Origin of the sequence: Microbacterium sp. MPKO10 (assembly GCF_026107415.2) — a bacterium.
Classification (GTDB): Bacteria; Actinomycetota; Actinomycetes; order Actinomycetales; family Microbacteriaceae; genus Paramicrobacterium.
Map to the genome: position 1 here is coordinate 59,316 of NZ_JAPCHX010000005.1, position 14,068 is coordinate 73,383.

The following is a 14,068-nucleotide window of genomic DNA, read 5'->3' on the forward strand; positions in this document are numbered from 1 at the left end:
TTTCGATCAACACGATCATAAGGAGAAAGCACATGGCCGCGTACGACGTCGTCGTAGAGATCCCCAAGGGCAGCCGCAACAAATACGAAGTCGATCATGAGACCGGACGCGTCTACCTTGACCGGGTTCTCTTCACGAACTTCGTGTATCCGGTCGACTACGGCTACTTCGAGAACACGCTCGGTCTTGACGGCGACCCCGTTGACGCGCTCGTGCTGCTGGAGTACCCACTGTTCCCCGGTGTCGGCGTGAAGGTGCGCCCGATCGGCGTGCTCAATATGAGCGACGAGGCCGGCTCGGATGCCAAGGTCGTGTGCGTGCAGCACAAAGACCCACGTTGGCAGCACATTCAGGACATCACCGATGTGCCCGAGCAGCAGCGTGCCGAGATCGAGCACTTCTTCATGCGCTATAAGGACCTCGAGCCGAACAAGTGGGTGAAAGTCGAGGGCTGGGGCGACGTGGCGGAAGCCGAGCGCATCGTTCAGGACGGCCTGGCGAAGCTTGCCGCGGAGGGCAGCCACTGAGCTAACCTCCCAGACAGAGAAGTGCCCCCGCAGAGTATTCTGCGGGGGCACTTCTCTGTCGGATGCTGTCCGGCTTAGACGTAGTTGAGCGGATTAACCGGGTTCCACCGCCCGTTGCGCACTTCGAAGTGAACGTGGACGCCCGTGGAGCTCCCTGTGCTCCCCATCGCCCCAATAGCGGTGCCAGCGTTCACCCAGCCACTCCAGCGGTAGATCGAACTCATGTGGCCATATCCGGTAAACATTCCCCCGCCGTGATCAATGAGAACGTAGTTGCCGTAGCCCCCGTACCAGCCGGCATAGCTGATCGTGCCGCCCCTCGCAGCCCAAATCGCCTCACCGAAGCTTCCAGAGATGTCGATTCCTTCGTGGAACTTGCGTGTGCCCGAGATCGGGTGGGTCCGCCACCCAAATGGAGACGTGATGTACCCGCCGCTGCACGGCCAGCGCCATCCCGTGGAGGAGCCTCCTCCTCCACCGCCGCCGCCTCCGCCGCCACCGCCGCTGGAGCTGCCGCCACCGCCGCCGTTATTTTTGGCTGCCTCTTTTGCAGCCTTTGCCGCGGCAGCCTCGCGAGCTTTGCGGGCAGCTTCGGCCGCCTTACGCCGCGCTTCGACGCCCTTTTTGTACTCTTCAATCGTTTTAGACGTTTTATCCTGCAGAGCCTCAAGCTGTGCTTCGAGCGTTTCTTCCTTGGACTCTTGCTCAGCCAACGCGTTCCTGGCTGCTTCGGCAGCTGCCTGTGCTGCCTCGTAGGCCTCTTCGGCTTCCTTCTTCAGGCGATCACGCTCGTCGCGTGCAACGACCGCCTGGTCGCTGAGCGATTGCGCCGTGTTCTTTGCGGTCAGCGCACTCTGGTAAATCGACTGGTTGTGCTCGACGAGCTTGGTCATGCTGCCCAGCGCGGCGAGAAGATCGTCGGTTCCGGATGCTGTCGCGTCGAAGATCAGGCCGAGACTAGCGTTGTCGCCTCCTGAACGGTAGAGCTCCGCAGCGAGCTGACCGGCTTTCGTGACGGCCTCGTCTGCTTCAGCTTCTTTGTCGTCTGCTTGCTGCTGCAGCTGCTCTGCGCGAGCTGTTGCCTCAGTGAGTGCGATTCCGGCATCGTAAAGCTTTTGGCCCGCGGCTTCTTCTGCCGCTTTCGTATCCGCGACGCGCTGCTCAAGCGACGCGATCAAGTTCTTGATCTTCTTGATCTCTTCGGCTTTCGCCGACTGATTCTGCTTGGCCTTCTTAACGTCGTCCCAGCTCGGGTACTTATCGGCCCAGGCCGGCGCCACACCAGCAACACCGGCGACGGCGCTGACAAAACCGAAAACTCCGATTGAGATCACTTGGCGCCGCGTCGTCCCTGATCGACTATCGCCGTTCAGGGAGCGCGAAAAAATGCCCACGCGGGGCTCGCGCTCTCGCTTCGACATCTCAGTGCACCGGCCTTTTCACATTTATAACAATCGTCACAGTGTTAACACTATTCTCAAGAATCCATCACACCGCGCGGGAAATCAAGCGTCTAGCCGCACGACACAGACGAAATCTAACCGTCGCCGGCCCCATTTCGGGAGACATTCTGGGCTCGTCGCAAGATCGGCGCGCCCGGGCACACGTGAAATTTGTGTATCTGCGAGGTTCCTCATATGCTTTTACGTCGGTAGTCAAAGCAACTCTTCGGGGTAGTTTTGGGCCCCATCGTTTAGCGGCCTAGGACGCCGCCCTTTCACGGCGGTAGCACGGGTTCGAATCCCGTTGGGGTCACGAGCACTGCTGAACGTGCTCTACAATTGAAAAGCGAGAAACAAGTTTGGCCCTGTGGCGCAGTTGGTTAGCGCGCCGCCCTGTCACGGCGGAGGTCGCCGGTTCAAGTCCGGTCAGGGTCGCTGGTGGAAAACCCCTTCGAAAGGAGGGGTTTTTCTCCCTAAATGCGACATTTTTGTCGCATTGGCTCTGTAGCTCAGTTGGTAGAGCGTTCGACTGAAAATCGAAAGGTCACCGGATCGACGCCGGTCGGAGCCACAAGATCAAACCCCTGGGCCGCCGGGGGTTTTCTTGTTTCTGATCCGCGATCGCTCACGGCGCTCACACTTCGTGTGCCGGACGCTGCACGATATTGGGCTACCTGACCTGACGGGGGCCGGATCAGACCGACCCAAACGGGTCATCAGCGACAATCACGAGCCAGCGGCCGCCCCGACGGCGGACGGATCGACAATCTGATGGGCGCCGCGTTCCAGCACATCGAAAATGGCGTCGAGCGCGGCCCGCGGATCGTCTTCGTCACTCACGATCTCCGGGATCTCCAACACAAACCTCGCCAGCGCACGGATAGCCGGATCACGGGGCGCACGGCCCAGTTCTGCCGCGATCGCCTCGGCCAGCGGAGCCTCGCATCGCACCCAGAGAATGCGTGTGAAGTCGCGCAGGGCGGGTGTGGCCAAGATCAGTTCTGTACGCCGCCGAAATCCTGGGGATGGGTTTGTCATGAAAGGACCCCGACTCCCCATGAAGTCTCGCAGTGCACCCATGACGGACTGGCCAGCGGGGCGGTCGTGAACAGCCGCAAGCAGACCTTCGAGACGCTCAACTCCGTCATCGAACATCAACGCTTCCTTCCCATCAGGAACGTGCGAGAACACCGTCGGCACAGAGATATCCACCGCATCCGCGATCTCTTTGACGCTGACCTGGTCGTAACCCTTCTCCAGAAACAGGCTCAACGCTGCCTCGGCGAGCGCACGCCGAGTCTGCAGTTTTTTGCGTTCGCGGCGCCCCAGTGGCTCATCAGTCATGAACCCAGCATATCAATATCCTAAGTCATTCATTTTCTTTATTGACTTGTGTTTTTTAGTGACTTGTGTTTTTGTGAGAAGCATGCACCCTGAACTCGTACATGGAGGATTCTGATGACGACAACCGACAGAACGCCGGTGTTGATCGTGGGCGGCAGCCTCGTCGGCCTCTCTGCCGCCGTCTTTCTCGCCTGGCACGGCGTGCACGTCGTGGTCGTTGACAAGCACAGGGCCAGCTCGCCCCACCCGCGCGCCATTGGCTTCACCACTCGCACAATCGAACACTTCCGCCAAGTTGGAATAGAGGTACCACCCTCGCTACAGCTCTCTAAGCCTCCGCGCCGAGCGCGGGTGACAAGTCTGGCCGGCGAGTGGCTCGAGGAATACCCGTGGTCGCCCGGCGGCGGTGGCTCATACGGCGCAGAGTCATCGCCCGTCAGCGCAAAAGCCATCACTCAGGATCACCTCGAACCGGTCCTGCGCGCCCGGGCCGTTGCGCTGGGAGCGGACCTGCGGCTCGGCACAGAGCTGCTCGGTCTCGACCAAGATGCCGACGGCGTGACGGCAACACTGCGTCGCCGCGACGATGGACACGACTATCAACTGAGCGCCCAATACGTCGTGGCTGCAGACGGGGCAGACAGCCCCATCAGGGAAGCATCGGGGATCGGCAGACACGGTCACGGTCAGCTCTCCGTTCAGCGCAGCATCCTGTTTCGTGCACCGCTCGACGAGTACCTCGATCAGGGTGTCGTCCAGTTCGAAATCGAACAGCCCGACTTCCAAGCGTTCCTCACGACTTACTCCGATGGCAGATGGGTGCTCATGCTCAGCGATGACATCGAGCGTGATGAAGACGAGCAGATTGCCGCGGTTCAGCGCGCGATCGGCCGCACTGATGTTCCGATCGAATTGATCACAACGGGCCGGTGGGAGCTCGCCGCCGCGATTGCTGACGGCTTCTCATCGGGCAGGGTGTTCCTTGCGGGAGATGCGGCGCACCAGCTCCCACCCAACCGCGGTGGATTCGGTGCGAACACGGGCATTGACGACGCACACAATGTGGCGTGGAAGCTGGCTGAGGTTCTCGCGGGTCGATCGAGGCCGCAACTTTTGGACACATATGACGCTGAGCGGCGCCCCATTGCCGACCTTCGGCATGACCAGCTCTTTGCGCGCGCCGACTATAAGGCATACCTGACGACGCCGAAGTCCGACGTTGCTGTACTTGACGACTCTGCGATCGAGCTCGGTCAGCTCTACCGATCGGCGGCGAGCACCGCGGCGACCGTTGGGGCTCATGCAGCGGACCGAGCCGATACGCAAGACGATTTGCCAGACGCGCAGCTTCCCGCTCAATGGGCGGGCCAGCCTGGCACTCGTGCGCCACACCTGTGGCTTCGAGCGAATGGAGCGGACATCTCCACGCTTGATCTGTTCGGAAGGGGGTGGACGCTCCTGGCCGACGATGATGCCTGGGACGACGCCGCCTCAGAGGTCGCGGACGCTCTCGCGACCCCGATCGCGTTCGTCCACGTTGGCACTGCGGTAGTACCCCACGAGCCCGAATCGTTCCGCTCCGCGTATGGTCTCGAGCAAGGCGGTGCGTCGCTGGTTCGGCCTGACGGCTATATCGCCTGGCGTTCCGTATCCACCCCGGCAAACCGGACTACGGCGCTCTCCGAGGCAATCAGGGCAACGGCCCTGCCCGTCCATGAGACTCGTCTCGCCGTGCCTTAAGCGCGCCACACCGTGAACGTCCTTTGACGTCCCGCGAACGATCAGCGTGCTCCCACAGTTCGGCCGCGACGACCGCCGAACCGTCAGCCGGTGAGCCCCCGCTCATCGCACGAGAACCAGATCGACGCTGTCGCCAAGCTCGACACCCAGCCGGCGTCGGAACGGCGCGCGGAGCGGAAGCATATGGACTCCGCCGCCAATCGGCAGCATGGTTGCCTCGTACGGCTGATCATTCACACGCGCAGCCACGCGAACCGCCTTTCCTGTTCCGAGGAGCGCGGCGGAGTCGGGCACCTGCACGCAGGCCCAGCCGCTGTTTGGGTCCGCGACGATTGTCAGGGCAAACTCTCCAATGATCGTCTCGGACTCCTCGGGCGTCTTCCCGTCACGCGTCATCAGCAGATCCCTTCGCGTCAAGGCCGCGAGCGCCCTGCAGCATCCGTTGGGCACCTGGCCCGCCCAGAAGATCTGGATTAACGCGGCGGCCAGAAACCACGAGAAGCAGATCCACTGCCCTGCCTGTCACCTCCGGCCCGTCGCCCCAGCTCACTCCGCTGTCGGTATCAGTCAGACGAAACTGGTCGGCTCGTTCGCGGCCCCCATCGAATTTGACAGACGTGCGGATCTGATAGGCGAGAGCGTCATGCACCCCGATCCGAGGATAGCTGCCTGTCAGACCCAACGGTCGGCGGATATCTTCGCCATGCACGATTGCCTCAACAAGGCGGGTCGCGCGGTGCGCGGGTGGGGTTCTCCTCAATTCCTGAACCTGTCGAAAAGCCTCGAGTGTCTGGCGTGGATCATCACGCTTGACCTTGTCCACGCCGTTCTGATTGGCGCGATGAAAGTCACCTCGCGCCCGCAGCATGCTTACGACGAATGCAGCCCTGCCCGTTTCGGCAGAGTCAAGCAGATGAGCCACGACATCGTGAACCGCCCACCCCCGACACAACGACGGAGTTTCCCACAATGAGCCGTCGAGCGATTGAAGGTCGTCGACGAGCCGCTGACGCTCATCGTGTACAAGCTTCCACACGTCTGCCCACGACAGACCCATCATTCCCACTTTCCTTGCTTTATCAAAGTTAAAGATACAGTATTAGTAGTGATTACTATCTGTCAAGTAGTTGCGAGGTACGATGGGGACATGGCTTCACGACGCTCCTACAGCTCCTACAACGACGGATGTGCTGCCGCTCACGCTCTCGATCTCATCGGCGAACGATGGACCTTGATTGTCGTCCGCGAGCTTCTTCTGGGGCCGAAGAGGTTCGCAGACCTCCAGCGTGACGTCCTCGGCATCAGCCCGACCGTGCTGTCACAGCGCCTCCGCGACCTCGAATCGCGGGGAATCGTTGAGCGCCACACACTCCCGGCTCCTGCCCGTGTCGATGTCTATGAGCTCACCGAGTGGGGCTCGCGTCTCGAGGCAGTCAATGCCGCGCTCTCGCTGTGGGCGGTCGCCTCGCCAGACCTGCCATGGGATGCCGATATGAGTCCCGACACTCTGGTGCTCGCCATGCGCGCGCATGCTCGCGGTGACGTCGAACTCACCCAGCCCGCTCGCATCAATCTCCGCCTCACAGACTCCCGGCTGCCAAACGCAGAACCGGTCTCTTACGTTGCATCCGTGACGCCCGAGCTCACCACAATCGAGAAGGCTCCGTCGCCGGGCCCTGTAGACGCCGAGGTTGTCGCCACGACCGCGAGCTGGAAAGCCTGCATCCTCGGTGGCGTCTCCCTTGACGACCAAGCGGATGCGACGGCAACGGGCTCGGATGCTGCAATCGAGGCGCTGATCCGGGCGACGCGCCTAGAAGCAGCACCCGAAGCGCCCTCATCCCGCTCCATGGTGGGCAACGGCTGAAGCTACCGGCTGGCAACAACGGTCGACTCGGCCTCGCCCACGCCTCTTTTGCACTATCCATTTCTCCCTCATTGATAAGTTGAGCAATGCTCACGTCACCACAATGGGGGAAGCGACAGCGGACGGCGCCCTCATTAGGCTGTGAAGCATCCCAACCTCACAGTACGGAGCCCCCACCATGCCCTCCCTCGAGCCTCTCAAGCCACATCCCACCTGGCGTGATCGTTGGTCCGGTGATGCCGACGGAACGATCGTGCTCGACCTCGGTGAACAACCGGCATCCGATCTCTTCCCGCACCCCACAGACGACGCTCCCGACCCGCGATACCGCATGCGCATGGTGTTCAGCCCAACAAGCGGCCTCCTGCAGCTCGAAGAGGATCCGACGACACCAGAGGAGGTCATGGGAGTCGAGCCCGCCGCACTCGTACGCCAAGCAGATCTGTGCGTCGCCGATGCCATCTCGGCAGGGCTGATACGCCCACACTCTCGCGTGCTTCACTACCCCAGCCCGCACGGCGGCTCGTGGCGGCCCCAGCTCGAGCCATTCGAACTGACCGAGGTCACAGACGGCGAAGCTGATCTCATCATCGACGTCCACGGCATGATGCACGCGGCGGATCAAAAAGCAGCGTTTACCGAGCGACTCAGACACCTCGCAGACGACGGGGTCCTTCTCTTCATGATTCACAATGCATCAGCGATCGTGCGTGAGGGCATGTGGAATGCCCTCAAGAACGGCCATTTCGCCTATTACACGACGCCCGCTCTCGTACGCATGGCGGAGGAGATCGGCTTGGTCGCCATTGGAGCCTGGTCGTACTCCCTTTACAACAACGGCACGACCATGCTCGCCTTTGCTAAGCCGAGTGGACACCATGGCAACGCCCAGGCCGCATCGGTGACGGAGCTGATCGTCGAAGAGACCGCGCTCGGCGTTCTCGACCCCGATCGTCTCACCGCGTCACTGCAGACCTCACTTGTCGAGTCGGTGGCCGCCATCCGGGGTTACCTTGATCAGGCAGCCCGAGAGGGTCTCTCTGTTGCGGGGTATGGTGCCGCGTCCCGAACCGCGGCGCTCCTGTCGTCAGCCGCTGTGACTGCAGACGACGTCACGATGATTGCGGATGCCTCTGAGGCCAAGCACGGCCGCGCGATGCCCGGATCTCGCATCCCCATCGTCTCGCCCGACGATCTTGTCGCTTCGGGCCCCGACCGCGTGCTGCTCTTCATTTCCGACCTGCTTCCGGAAGTTCGTGCGGCGATGCCGGGCATCGAGAAGAGCGGCGGGCGATGGGTCGTCGTCGACCCGGTACCCACAGAGGTTGACCCATTCTGAGAAGAGACCTGCACGGCGGCTACTCAGCACCGACCCGTTTTTTGTAGTCGTGCCATGAGATTCCGTGCCGATCACGCTCACTCACGATCGTGATCGGAGCCGGCCAGACAACCGCAAGGTCAGGGTCATCAAATGAGATCGTGATGTCCTCGTCGGGGCCGTAAAAGTCGTCGATGCGATAGCAGAAGTCGGTGTCCGATGTAAGCGCCTGATACCCGTGGAGAAATCCCCGTGGAATGTACACTTGTCGGTTCACCTGGTCGTCGAGAAGAAACGTGCGTACTTCTCCGAACGTCGGCGAGCCAGGGCGAGCGTCAATGGCAATGTCGAGCACGGCTCCGTGCGCACACCTCACGAGCTTTGCCTCCCCCTTGTTCATGCGCCCGTGCAGTCCGCGAACCACCCCTTGATATGAGCGAGACTGGTTCTCCTGCTTGAAGCTCGCCGGATCGATGCCCGCATCGGCAAGAATGGACACGTCGAGGATGCGCGTGAAGTAGCCTCGCTCGTCTCGATGGACCGTCGGCTCGAAAACGACGAGTCCCTCAATATCCGTGGGAATGATCTTCATGATGCCCTTCTGTCTCTGATGAATCGAAATGCGGATGCTGTTACTCAGCGCGACAGGCCGATACCCGCGGCGGCGCGACGCCCCGCCACCGCAAGATAGTCGTCAATCTGTCGCTCCGTGACGCTGCGCGTCGAGGCCCCTCCGTCGACGGACTTCTCCCAGTCGACCGTGTACTCGAGCGCTTCGCGCACGCTGAACGTGGGGGCCCAATTCAGATGGTGCCGCGCGCGTGCCGAGTCCACCATGAGCAGGCCGGCCTCATGCGGGCCCTCGTCGGCAACTGCCGACCATGACGCTCCGGCACCCCACAGCCTCGCCATCTCGTCGGCGACTGTACCGACAGTTACAGCGTGGTCTGTCGAGGGCCCAAAGTTCCACGCCGAATCGTGCCACGATGGGTTAAGCACCTCTGCGAGCCTGAGGTATCCAGTGAGGGGCTCGAGGACGTGCTGCCACGGTCGCGTAGCGTTCGGATGACGGAGCAATGCCGAACGACCGCTGCGGAAGGCATCGATCAGCTCGGGCACCAGCGCGTCGGGTGTCGCGTCGCCACCTCCGATGACGTTTCCCGCCCGAGCTGTTGCAATCGACAATCCTTCTCGGGGAAATGAAACGGCAAACGAGTGCGTTGCCAGCTCCGCCGCCGCTTTGCTCGCGCTGTACGGGTCATCTCCGCCCAGCATGTCCTGCTCCCGATACCCCCACTGCCACTCATTGTTTCGGTACACCTTGTCTGTCGTCACCACGACCACCGTGCGCACAGACTCGACGCGGCGTGCTGCATCAAGAACGGCCAGAGTGCCGTCGACATTGACGGAGAATGTCTCGCGGGGTGTCGCGTATGATTCGCGGACGCCCGACTGCGCGGCGAGATGCAACACGATCTCAGCGCCCGATCGCTTTATGCTCGCCGTGAGCTGCTCGACGTCGCGAATGTCGCCGCGCTCATCATGCTCAAGAATCGATGAGACCCCGGCACGATGAAAGAGAAAGTCATTCGAGGTCTGCTGAGCGTACCCGTGCACACGAGACCCGAGGCGGTCGAGCAGCAGACAAAGCCAGGCACCCTTGAAGCCTGTATTCCCAGTCACAAAAACTGAGCGTTCCTCAAAATATCCTGCCATCTTGCAACCGTACGACATTCTCGCGTGCAGGGACCCCTGCCGTACCCGCAATTGGGGGCAGAAAACATCCCAGCCAAGAGACAGAATTCACGTGCACCTAACTGTTATATCTGAGGAATCCTCATAGTATGCTGAAATTCTTTCGTCACCACGTGGCACGTCTTCCGCGCCGCACAGAACTTCGTACCCGAAGATGGGGCAATCATGAACGCACGGTTAGTCGTCCACCATCGACCGGATGGTGAGCCTGATGTCCCCACAGAGCTGAGCCGATGACCACCGTCACCCGTGTCGGTCTGTGGGGCGTCTTCGGGCACGGAAATTATGGCAACGAGGCGACGCTCACGGCGTTCCTCAATCAACTCGACTCGGTTCGATTCGAGCCGCTCATCCTCACGAATAACCCGCACGAAGCCTCTCGCCTCCACGGACTCCCCGCGTCGTCCATCGGGCCTCCCGCATATGCGGCGCACGGGGCTGCCAAACTGTCACAGTCGATCTCGATCGCGAAGAACCGCGCGTCGTATCTGTGCGGGGCGCTTCGTCGCGTTCGTGCACTGGATAGCGTCGTCATCGTCGGCACGGGCGGTCTCGAGCACGCCGGAGCGTTCGGCACACCGTTCGAAATATGGTCACTCGGCCTCGCCTGCCGCACTCTTCGGCGCCCGTTCGTATTGCTCAACATCGGCGTCGACCGTGCACACAGCAGAGTGACGCGGATGTTTGTCCGCGAGAGCGGGCGCCTCGCCGCATACCGCTCCTACCGGGATGAGCGCTCGCGATTGAATATGGTCGCGACCGGGCTGCACGCAGGAGCAGGCGACCCCGTTGTGACCGATATGGCTCTGTCGCTCGAACCGCCGCGCGCTCCGGTCCGAGACCCTCGTCACGTCGTAGTCGGGGTCCTGGATTACGACGGCGTCTACGGCGATGACCCGAGCGCACGCGATGGATACCTGCGACGGTGCGTACGCCTCGTCGATGGCCTATGCGCCGAGGGCTACCACGTGACCATCGTCGCCGGTGACGATGATGATGTTCCCACAGCCCAATGTATTGCAACCCACTTCCCCTCCGATGCCGTGACCCTCAGCAAGGCCAAGACCCCGCACGAGCTCACAGTCGTCATGTCTGAAGCGAGTACGGTCATCGCTGCGCGCTACCACACGCTGATCATGGGCCTGCTGGCGGGCACCCCCATCGTGTCGATCGGGTACAGCGAGAAACACCGCCACATACTCAGACAGTTCTCACTGCCCGAGGTTCATCGGGATTCGTCGGAATTTGATCCCGCTGACGTCGTCGCACTCGTCTCCGAATCGATAGCGCACCAGCGACACCTCAGCGCTCGAATCGAGGAAGGCCTGGCACGGGCTCGTCGACAACTCGACCGGAACTGGGAAGACGCGCTTGTCACGATCTCGCGTCGCTCGCACACATTGGGCTAGCCTTCTGCACTGTAGCTTGCCTCGCCGTGCGCGACCGAAATGCGATGACCGCCCCAAACCGAACGCCGGGAAGACAGGCTCAGGACCCCGCGGTCCCGCACAGCACTGACACTCCAGCTGGTGCCGAGCGAGCCCGATCGCTCACGTCGACCGCATTCGCTGAGGAGATACAGAACGCCGTCTGGCCTGCTGAGCCCTCAGCCGCCCGGTGCCAGGATCGATTCCCACCGCATTCGCAATGTCACGAGCGACGGCTCGCCACCGTGGGAAAACCCACGAAGGGCCGAGCACAGACCAGCACCGTACTTTCTCACACGCCCCGAGAGTGCTGTGCGCGATTCCGCCGTAGAGCTCGATATTCGTTCGCGTCTCGGCAAACGAACGATTAGCCTTCGTTCCCGGCGCGAACCACGACGTCGACGCCACGCCGTGGACAGACACTTGAGCATCGTGGCGACGTTGCCAAAAAAGCTGCTGCGGAGCGAGAGCCATCGTCCCCTGACAGAGAAGCTCGACAAGCAGCACGACATCGTCGCCAAGACTCGAGCGAATTCCCCGCGTCTTGCGCAATGCCTCAAGCCGCATGACACCGTACATCGGGTGCGACGCTTGAGCGCGAAGCAGGTTGCGGATTCGTTCGTGAGGAGCGGCAGCATCGAGCCCCATGGACAGATCATTGAGATCCTCGAAAACCACACCGTCTGCATCGATGATCTGTGTGCGCGGGCACGCAAAAACGGCGTCGCGACCGGCTCGATCAAGCGCCTCGATCGTGTGGCGCGCAAAACCCGGGAGCTTGATGTCGTCCGCCGCCATCCAGCTGAACAGCTCTGTCTTCGCCAGCGCAAGTACATTGCCGAAGTTCCAAATGCCGCCGCTGTTCTCGTCGTACCGGTGATACTCGATGCGGTCATCCTCGCCAGCGGCAGCCCGACAATACTCTTGCGTTCCGTCGGTGGAGCCGTTATCAGAAATCACGACACGAATGTCATCGATGTCCTGGGCACGCACCGAATCGAGTGCAGCCGGGAGGAACCGTTCGCCGTTATAAACCGGGATTCCGAAAGTCAAGCGCGTCATGAGTACTCCAGGTGCAGCCTTGTGGTCGTGAATGCCTCGACACGGATTGAACAGCGACCAGGTCCCAGAGTGGCACCCCCTGGTGGGTCGCGGAGCGCCCCGCCAGCCGCGGCACATTTCGCCTCCTACCCATAGGCTAATACGTGAGGTGTCCTCATGTATACGCGTGACCGCGATATGCCCCGTGAAGTGGTTACAGCGCCACGCGAAAGCCGCCCGCAACACCCCACAACTCACCTAAGCTAAAACATGAGGATCCCTCACCCTCACATTGGGGGCATGCCCTTCCCTCGAATCAAACGTAATCTCGAATTACCATACATGAGCATTTCTCATGTTCGAGTTTCACTCGGTTCGCCGAATTCGAGAGGACTACCCGTGGCTAACATTGCCCTTGCACATGACTATGTGACGCAACGCGGAGGAGCCGAACGCGTGGCCCTCACGCTCACACGCGCATACCCCCAGCTCCCCCTGCACACCACTCTCTACAACCCAAGTGGCACATTCCCGGAGTTCGGCGCGATCGATGTGAAGCCGATGCCGATCAACCGATGGAAGATGCTCCGACAGCATCACCGTCTCGCGCTGCCCTTTCTCAAGGACGCCGTCTCACGCTGCCGCGTCGATGCCGACGTGCTCGTCGCCAGCTCAAGCGGGTGGGCCCACGGCATCCAGTCGACCGGCCGGAAGATCGTGTATTGCCATGCCCCGGCGCGCTGGCTTTACCAGGCGGACCGTTACGCAGGGTCGAACAGCAGCCGTAGCCTGCGCTCACGTACGATCGAAGCCGTCGCGGACATCGTCGGGCCCGAGCTGCGAGCCTGGGACCAGCAGGCGGCGCGCTCCGCTGACCGCTACGTGGTGAATTCGACGATCATTCAGCGCGCTGTCGCCGAGGTGTACGGCATCGAAGCCGAGGTGCTTCCCCCTCCCCCGGCAATGTCGGCACTCGCCGCTGCGTCGCAGCCGATCCCGCACGTCCGACAGCCGTTCATTCTCTGCGTCGCGCGACTGCTGCCGTACAAAAACGTCGACAGGGTGATCGAGGCGGTGTCCCGCGTGCCCAATCTCAACCTCGTCGTCGTCGGTGAGGGGCCGGGGCGCAGACACCTCGAATCGGTCGCAGCGCGCGCCGAACGAACTCATCTGCTCGGCCGTGTGAGCGACGGCGAGTTGCGCTGGCTGTACGAAAACTGCTCTGGACTCGTTGCCGCCTCGTACGAGGACTTCGGGCTCACGCCTCTCGAAGCCGCGGGGTTCGGGCGACCGACAGCGGCACTGCGTGACGGCGGCTATCTCGATACCGTCGTGGAGAACGTCACCGGAGTCTTCTTTGAAGCTCCTACCGTCGACTCGATTGCAAGGGCTGTGGAAGATATGGTTCGGCTTCCGTGGTCAGCCCGCAGGATCATCGCCCACTCAGAGTCCTTCTCAGAAGACCGTTTCGTGGCTCGAATACACGAGATTGTCGATGAGGAGCTTGCGCGCTGTTGACCGCCAGAGCGATCGGCGGCGCCTCCTGAGGCGAGCGGGAGGATGGAGCTTCGGCTTCACTGTCGCTTTGGCGGTGGTCTTTGTCGCAG

13 protein-coding genes and 3 tRNA genes are annotated in these 14,068 nt (G+C 61.7%); 9 read left to right on the forward strand and 7 right to left on the reverse strand.

Annotation, left to right across the window (positions count from 1 at the left end):
- The first annotated feature begins 32 nt into the window (after positions 1 to 32).
- The gene (locus OK352_RS11315) at positions 33 to 527 is read left to right on the forward strand and encodes an inorganic diphosphatase (protein ID WP_265141592.1); all 495 of its coding nucleotides are present in this window, start codon (positions 33 to 35) and stop codon (positions 525 to 527) included.
- 74 nt (positions 528 to 601) lie between these two features.
- Here the strand turns inward: OK352_RS11315 and OK352_RS11320 are convergent, their stop codons facing one another.
- Positions 602 to 1,861 (reverse strand): M23 family metallopeptidase, encoded by a 1,260-nt coding sequence (locus tag OK352_RS11320; RefSeq protein ID WP_265141593.1) that lies wholly within the window; start codon positions 1,859 to 1,861, stop codon positions 602 to 604.
- A gap of 348 nt (positions 1,862 to 2,209) precedes the next feature.
- Between OK352_RS11320 and OK352_RS11325 the strand changes: the two genes are divergently transcribed.
- The 3 genes from OK352_RS11325 to OK352_RS11335 all read left to right on the forward strand — a co-directional run bounded on the left by OK352_RS11325 (position 2,210) and on the right by OK352_RS11335 (position 2,540).
- Positions 2,210 to 2,282: transfer RNA gene (locus tag OK352_RS11325), tRNA-Glu, on the forward strand.
- A 48-nt stretch (positions 2,283 to 2,330) separates the two neighbouring features.
- Positions 2,331 to 2,404: transfer RNA gene (locus OK352_RS11330), tRNA-Asp, on the forward strand.
- A gap of 63 nt (positions 2,405 to 2,467) precedes the next feature.
- A tRNA-Phe gene (locus OK352_RS11335) sits at positions 2,468 to 2,540 on the forward strand.
- Between the two features lie 155 nt (positions 2,541 to 2,695).
- Here OK352_RS11335 and OK352_RS11340 read toward each other — a convergent pair.
- Positions 2,696 to 3,313 carry a TetR/AcrR family transcriptional regulator gene (locus OK352_RS11340; RefSeq protein WP_265141594.1) on the reverse strand — a complete coding sequence of 206 codons (618 nt, stop codon included), beginning with the start codon at positions 3,311 to 3,313 and terminating at the stop codon, positions 2,696 to 2,698.
- 114 nt (positions 3,314 to 3,427) lie between these two features.
- Here OK352_RS11340 and OK352_RS11345 point away from each other — a divergent pair, with 114 nt between their 5' ends.
- A complete protein-coding gene (locus OK352_RS11345) occupies positions 3,428 to 5,053 on the forward strand; it encodes an FAD-dependent monooxygenase (protein WP_265141595.1) in 1,626 nt (541 codons plus the stop codon).
- 102 nt (positions 5,054 to 5,155) lie between these two features.
- Here the strand turns inward: OK352_RS11345 and OK352_RS11350 are convergent, their stop codons facing one another.
- Positions 5,156 to 5,449, reverse strand: a complete 294-nt coding sequence (locus OK352_RS11350; protein ID WP_265141596.1) for a DUF1905 domain-containing protein — start codon at positions 5,447 to 5,449, stop codon at positions 5,156 to 5,158.
- Positions 5,439 to 6,113 carry a maleylpyruvate isomerase family mycothiol-dependent enzyme gene (locus tag OK352_RS11355; protein ID WP_306387795.1) on the reverse strand — a complete coding sequence of 225 codons (675 nt, stop codon included), beginning with the start codon at positions 6,111 to 6,113 and terminating at the stop codon, positions 5,439 to 5,441. The genes OK352_RS11350 and OK352_RS11355 overlap by 11 nt, the downstream gene beginning before the upstream one ends.
- Before the next feature lie 87 nt (positions 6,114 to 6,200).
- Here OK352_RS11355 and OK352_RS11360 point away from each other — a divergent pair, with 87 nt between their 5' ends.
- A complete protein-coding gene (locus OK352_RS11360) occupies positions 6,201 to 6,920 on the forward strand; it encodes a winged helix-turn-helix transcriptional regulator (RefSeq protein ID WP_265141597.1) in 720 nt (239 codons plus the stop codon).
- A 178-nt stretch (positions 6,921 to 7,098) separates the two neighbouring features.
- Positions 7,099 to 8,259 carry a class I SAM-dependent methyltransferase gene (locus tag OK352_RS11365; RefSeq protein ID WP_265141598.1) on the forward strand — a complete coding sequence of 387 codons (1,161 nt, stop codon included), beginning with the start codon at positions 7,099 to 7,101 and terminating at the stop codon, positions 8,257 to 8,259.
- Between the two features lie 19 nt (positions 8,260 to 8,278).
- On the opposite strand, the gene rfbC is transcribed toward OK352_RS11365, so the two are convergent.
- Positions 8,279 to 8,830, reverse strand: a complete 552-nt coding sequence (gene rfbC / locus OK352_RS11370) for a dTDP-4-dehydrorhamnose 3,5-epimerase (RefSeq protein WP_265141599.1) — start codon at positions 8,828 to 8,830, stop codon at positions 8,279 to 8,281.
- 44 nt (positions 8,831 to 8,874) lie between these two features.
- Complete coding sequence (rfbG, locus tag OK352_RS11375) at positions 8,875 to 9,972, reverse strand: CDP-glucose 4,6-dehydratase (RefSeq protein ID WP_306387796.1); 1,098 nt, start codon at positions 9,970 to 9,972, stop codon at positions 8,875 to 8,877.
- A 254-nt stretch (positions 9,973 to 10,226) separates the two neighbouring features.
- On the opposite strand from rfbG, the gene OK352_RS11380 reads away from it, so the two are divergent.
- Positions 10,227 to 11,402, forward strand: a complete 1,176-nt coding sequence (locus OK352_RS11380) for a polysaccharide pyruvyl transferase family protein (RefSeq protein ID WP_265141601.1) — start codon at positions 10,227 to 10,229, stop codon at positions 11,400 to 11,402.
- Positions 11,403 to 11,543: 141 nt separating this feature from the next.
- Here the strand turns inward: OK352_RS11380 and OK352_RS11385 are convergent, their stop codons facing one another.
- On the reverse strand, positions 11,544 to 12,482 hold the full coding sequence (locus OK352_RS11385) for a glycosyltransferase family 2 protein (protein ID WP_265141602.1): 939 nt from the start codon (positions 12,480 to 12,482) through the stop codon (positions 11,544 to 11,546).
- A 378-nt stretch (positions 12,483 to 12,860) separates the two neighbouring features.
- Here OK352_RS11385 and OK352_RS11390 point away from each other — a divergent pair, with 378 nt between their 5' ends.
- Positions 12,861 to 13,979: a glycosyltransferase gene (locus tag OK352_RS11390; protein ID WP_265141603.1), complete on the forward strand. Its 1,119-nt coding sequence runs from the start codon at positions 12,861 to 12,863 to the stop codon at positions 13,977 to 13,979.
- Positions 13,980 to 14,068 lie beyond the last annotated feature (89 nt).